1 protein-coding gene is annotated in these 1,083 nt (G+C 63.7%); it reads right to left on the bottom strand.

The features are described from left to right. Positions 1-301: 301 nt before the first annotated feature. Positions 302-1,057, bottom strand: coding sequence for a flagellar basal-body rod protein FlgF (gene flgF / locus Y887_RS17645; RefSeq protein WP_046965590.1), 756 nt, complete (start codon positions 1,055-1,057; stop codon positions 302-304). Positions 1,058-1,083 lie beyond the last annotated feature (26 nt).

Raw genomic sequence — 1,083 nt, 5'->3', positions numbered from 1 at the left:
CGCGGCATGGATGCCGCGTAAGAGCTTACAAGGACGTACTTGCAGCGTGTCCCGCTACGGTGGGCGGGCAAGGGCCTTGCAGCCAAACCGAAGAATGAGCCGCTTTTAGCCGTTCGGAAGAAACTGCAAGGACGTACTTACAGCGTGTCCCGCAATGGTGGGCGGGCAAGGGCCTTGCAGCCAAGCCGAAGAATGAGCCGCTTTTAGCCGTTCGGAAGAAACTGCAAGGACGTACTTGCAGCGTGTCCCGCTACGGTGGGCGGGCAAGGGCCTTGCAGCAAAACCGAAGAATGAGCCGCTTTTAGCCGTTCAGACGCATCATCGAGTTGGCCGACTGCGCGTTGTCGTCGCCGTTCTTGATGATCTTGACCTGCATTTCGAACTGGCGCTGCAGCTGGATCATCTCCACCAGCGCGCCGGCGGCGTCCACGTTGCTGCCCTCCAGCATGCCGCTGTTGATGGTCTTGCCGGTGGCCACCGCAAACGCCTGCGCCGGGTCGGTGCTGGTGTTACGCATCAGCCCGTCCGGGCGCCGCGTCAACCGGTCGGCGGGGGCATCGACCACCTTCATCTTGCCGACGATGTCCATGGCCTGCGGGCCTTCGCCCTGCGGGATGATGGAGATGCTGCCGTCGCTGCCGATTTCCATCGCCTGGTGCGGGGGGATGGTCATCGGATTGCCGCCTTCATCCAGCACGGGGTGCCCGTTGGCGGTGACCAGCTGGCCATTGGCGGTCAGCGCCAATTCGCCGTTACGGGTGTAGGCCTCGCTACCGTCGGGCGACTGCACGGCCAGCCAGCGGTCCTGCTGCAGCGACACGTCCAGCGGGTTGCCGGTCACTTTCTGATGGCCCTGGCTGCGATCGAAGCCCTGGTCCACGTGCAGCGCATCGATCCGCGACGGATAGCCCTTGCCCTGGATCTTGAAGGCCTCGGTATTGGCCAACGCGGCCTTGAACCCCACCGTATCGACGTTGGCGAGGTTGTGCGACACGGTGCTCTGCGCCTGCAGGGAGGCGCGGGCACCGGTCATCGCAACGTAGAGGGCTTTGTCCATTAGGCACCGGGATTGGGGATTGGGGA

This window comes from Xanthomonas pisi DSM 18956, from assembly GCF_001010415.1.
In the GTDB taxonomy this organism is placed as follows: Bacteria; Pseudomonadota; Gammaproteobacteria; order Xanthomonadales; family Xanthomonadaceae; genus Xanthomonas; species Xanthomonas pisi.
Note: the sequence above shows the minus strand (reverse complement) of the source record. Positions and strands in the feature narration are given on the sequence as shown.